Genomic DNA, 4,098 nt, shown 5'->3' with positions numbered 1-4,098 from the left:
ATCGGATGGAAACATTATTAAAAAGCGAATTAGGTTTTATCCCCAACTAAACGGCCAATAAGGTAACTGAGATGACTGAACACACTATTTCACCCCGTGCCGGCGTTGCCTGCATGACCTGTAACAACCCGGATCCCTGCATCTACAAAATAAGCGTCACTTTTGGTCAACATACTCAAGTCTGGCCTGAAAAGCCGGCGATTAAAATGGACCTGATTGATCATGGCAAAGGACAAAAAGGCACAATACACATTGAAGATAAATGTCATAACGCCCCGAAACATCATGCTGTGCTGACCGGGGGACAAAAAGAGGTAACCATAGCGTTTAATACGCCTCAAGCGGTCACGTTATTCTATCAAGATAAGTCAGAAGACACGGAAATTGAAAATGGTTTGCAAAGTGTCTGGTCGTATCTGTCTAATCTTGCCAACCCGACGGATATGTACAGTGATCCCCGTTATTATCAGTTAATAACGCAGGGATGTATCAGTGCTCAAAAGTACGTGACGATGGCGGTTTACCCCTCCGTCAGTTTTATGGCCTCCGTCGGATTCAGCTTTGATTTTTCTCATGGTCAACGGTCAATGAAGGAACGGCGTGATGAACAGGCAAAAGCGCGTAATACCATGGAAAATGTTAAACCTAAAAATGGCAATAAACTGCGTGCAGGGTGGACCGTCAATACGGATGAATTTTATATTTCCAGAGAGACGGCACTGAATGTTGAGTATGCGTTAACGGTTCAGGATATAGATTATTCAGCCAAATTTGCCGAAGTTAACAAGGTCAGGAAAACCCGGCAGAGTTTAGACGCCATCAAGCGGGTGGAAAAACTGTTAGGTTATACAAAAAAATACCTGGTGCCTGATCCTGACTCAAACGGTAAAGGGACCCGTCACTACCAGCTGTTTGACCTGAATATAAATCCCATCAATATCGGGCTGGCTTATGCTTATGACCGCACCACCTCAGTCGATGACAGTAGCCATTTTTTGGGTTTCAGTGCCACCCCTTTTATGGGCATGAGCGCAAAGCTGGATCTCATTCAACTCGGTGCCGCGTATTGCAAAATAGACAGTATTGTCGCCAAATTCAGGGAAGCGCTGGCACGCAGAAATGCGAAGGATGAAAATTACTTAGAGCTTGAATGTTGCATTATTTTGACCTGTAACCTGTCCTTTCAGCTCGGGGCGGCCTATAAACAAAAACAATGGACATTCGATGCCGGTGATAAGAATGATCTGAAATTGAGTCTGGCAGGGAAAATAAACGCGGCCTTTAAAACCCATATTATGATCATGGAAATTGCGATGAGTGCTGGCGGGGTTATAAAAACGGCGGCGGGTTTTAAACTCGATCAACATGATGGGGGGATTGATCTCGCCGGGTATCATGACGGGATTGTTGCTGAGATTGAGGTAGCTGCGGAGGTAGAAAAAGAAGATGGTGAAAAATCTATAATCAAAGCTAAGAAAAAGTGGAAATGGATTATTGCCGATCCGTTAAAAGCCGGCGAATCTCCATTAAGAATTAACCTGATAGGAGAAGAACGGTCTGTTGTTCAGCCGGAAATAGTCCCGGGTGCTGAAACCGCATCGTGGGAAATGGGCTATGATCCTAACGTTAATCCTAAGCTGGATAAAATCCCGTTTATCAATGCGGGATTCCCAAGAATGTAAGGATAAAAAATGAAATTAAAACTGTTATTGCTATTATTAGGAGTGATTATTATGTCCAGTTTAGGCGTGATGGTGATGTCTGGTGCTAATGCACATGAGCCCAGGCTATATATTCGCAGTTTATTTGATATCCAATATGCTTTTTGTGATATCAAAACTAATGGCGTAACTGGGTTCAGTAACCGTAATTCGGCTCTGGAAGGGCGGGGATTTGGCACTGCCAGCACGGGCTCCATGTTGTTTATGACAAACGGCGAAAACGAAATCAGTCTGGAGTTTGGTGCACTAGGCTGGTTTGCAGCAGATGAAATGTCAGATAAAGCTCGTAATCACTTCAACCCTGAGGCTAAGTGCACACTGGAGCTGACCGCCATGCGCGGTAAAGAGAGTCAAGTTCTGACGGCGATTGAAGTAGAAATTGATAAAAATGGTCAGCCCGTGGCAACCACACCAGCGAATGAAGCCAAATATGCCGCTGTCAGCACACCGGTTATACGCCATGTGATACAGTCTGAAAATGTAGAGGCTGGGTATAAAGATAAAGACTATTTTGATATTCGAAAATTTCCACCCCATATGACCTTATACCGGTTTAGTCGCAGTGTAAAAATCAGTGGGTTACCTGACTGGGAATGGGTGAAGGCAACACCCTATACCGATACCCCAGAACAACGTCGGCAACTGCAACAGGCTTATATGGCTGCCTGGCAGGCTTATAACGCTAAAGATATGAATACGCTTCGTGAACAACAACAAGTTGCGCTCAAAGCCTGGGCTTGGGCTACTGGCGAAAGTGAAGAGAGTATTTTCTCTGATCAATCTGTTTACCGTAATATCAAAACAACGAGTTTCAGAATGATACCAATTAACTGGGACAATTACAGAGTTAAGATAATGAATCAGGGTAAAATGGTCAGATTAGTGAATAAGTCTGACTTAAAGAATTCCCCACTATCTTACTATTACGTTGATGAAGATGGCGATACTATTCTGGCTACTTTCGCACCAATCTTCTCATTAATTAACGGTCGTTTTGTCCAAGTGATTTAATGGAGGTCATATCGGGTTATTTTGCCCGATATTTTCTTCTAAGACTTTCACAGAGATGAAAGGCATGTATTTATTTAAGATGTATCGCTAATTCTGCTTTCTTATTTCGTACCAATGAATCGCGGGTTCAGGTCAGTGATTCTGTTTAATCGCATTGAGATGGTTAATTCTAACGCATTAAATTCCTTATCGTTATTTGTGATATTCCGCAAAAAATCTTTAATTTGACCAGAATAAAATTTCGTTATTAAAAGAAAATAAGTGCATTATTCCTTCCCTTTTCTATGCTCCCGTTCATATGTTAAACAATCAAACCGACAGGATGCTGATAATTTCAGGCAGAAATATGAGTAAATGCCCTGCCTAACAAGGGCAGAGAAAAGTTTAGCCCGTGGCTCTGCCGGTCAAATACATTCGGTCATCATTTAAATTGATGAAGGTTGGATTATGGTTGTATTAAACGATTTCTTTCATTTCCTTAACGTCAATATCACTCAGTCAGGAGGGCAATAATGGCAGATTCAGGACTGGTTTTTACTCTTACGGCAGGTAATCTCCCGGAGCAAACTTTTGCTGTGGTTGAATTTACCCTGAATGAAGCCCTGTCAACATTGTTCTGCCTGGAGGCCACGTTAACCAGCGCTGATCCGGATATTGATTTTGCTGATGTGCTGGACAGAATTGCAACACTGACTGTCTATCGTGACGGGCAACCGGAGCGCAGTGTCACCGGGATTGTGACTCAGTTTGAACAAAGCACGACAGGTCGCCATCGCAGTCATTATTCCCTGACACTTCATCCGGGTTTATGGCGTGCGGGATTACGGGTGAATTCCCGCATTTTTCAGCGCCAATCCGTGGCCGATATTGTCGAAAAATTGCTGAAAGAAAATGGTGTCAGGAACTTCATTTGTAACCTGCGTTATGAACATCCTGAGCGGGAATTTTGTGTTCAGTATGATGAAAGCGACCTGATGTTTCTCCAGCGCTTATTGGCGGATGAAGGGATATCTTATTACTTTGTGTTCACCCCGGAGCCGGGTGAACCGGTAGTGTTTTTTTTTGATTCTCATCGAATAAATGGTAACCATTCACTGCCCTACCATCCCGGATGGGATGAGACAGGAAGCCAATGCTGTATCAATCAATTTAGCTGGCGTGAACAGGTCGGTATTGCACGTGTTTTTTTGCGCGATCGGACCTTTAAAAATCCCGTTTGGGCCGCCGAGTATTTCTATTATGAACGTCAGCTTCACCATCAACGCTCAGATCTGCACAGCTACCGTTACTACGATTTTCCCGGGCGCTATAAAGACGGGACGGGACAGCGGATCAGTCAATATCGTCTGGAAGCCCTCCGCCGTGA

Annotated in this window: 3 protein-coding genes; all 3 read left to right on the top strand. The window is 43.8% G+C overall.

Going from position 1 to position 4,098, the window contains the following annotated elements; translation table 11 throughout:
* Positions 1-71 precede the first annotated feature (71 nt).
* Positions 72-1,682: a hypothetical protein gene (locus C5470_RS21430; protein ID WP_166291788.1), complete on the top strand. Its 1,611-nt coding sequence runs from the start codon at positions 72-74 to the stop codon at positions 1,680-1,682.
* Between the two features lie 9 nt (positions 1,683-1,691).
* Positions 1,692-2,732: a hypothetical protein gene (locus C5470_RS21425; RefSeq protein WP_166291787.1), complete on the top strand. Its 1,041-nt coding sequence runs from the start codon at positions 1,692-1,694 to the stop codon at positions 2,730-2,732.
* Positions 2,733-3,244: 512 nt separating this feature from the next.
* Positions 3,245-4,098: type VI secretion system tip protein TssI/VgrG (gene tssI, locus C5470_RS21420; RefSeq protein WP_166291785.1), on the top strand; the 854-nt coding region annotated here is incomplete at its 3' end.

Source organism: Photorhabdus stackebrandtii (genome assembly GCF_011189495.1).
Lineage (GTDB): Bacteria > Pseudomonadota > Gammaproteobacteria > Enterobacterales > Enterobacteriaceae > Photorhabdus > Photorhabdus khanii.
The sequence above is the reverse complement of the archived record's forward strand: the minus strand, read 5'-3'. Positions and strand labels throughout refer to the sequence as shown.

Excerpts from the sequence above, each read along its gene's own strand:
- C5470_RS21430 (WP_166291788.1), top strand. The coding sequence starts at position 72 with ATGACTGAACACACTATTTCACCCCGTGCCGGCGTTGCCTGCATGACC.
- C5470_RS21425 (WP_166291787.1), top strand. The coding sequence starts at position 1,692 with ATGAAATTAAAACTGTTATTGCTATTATTAGGAGTGATTATTATGTCC.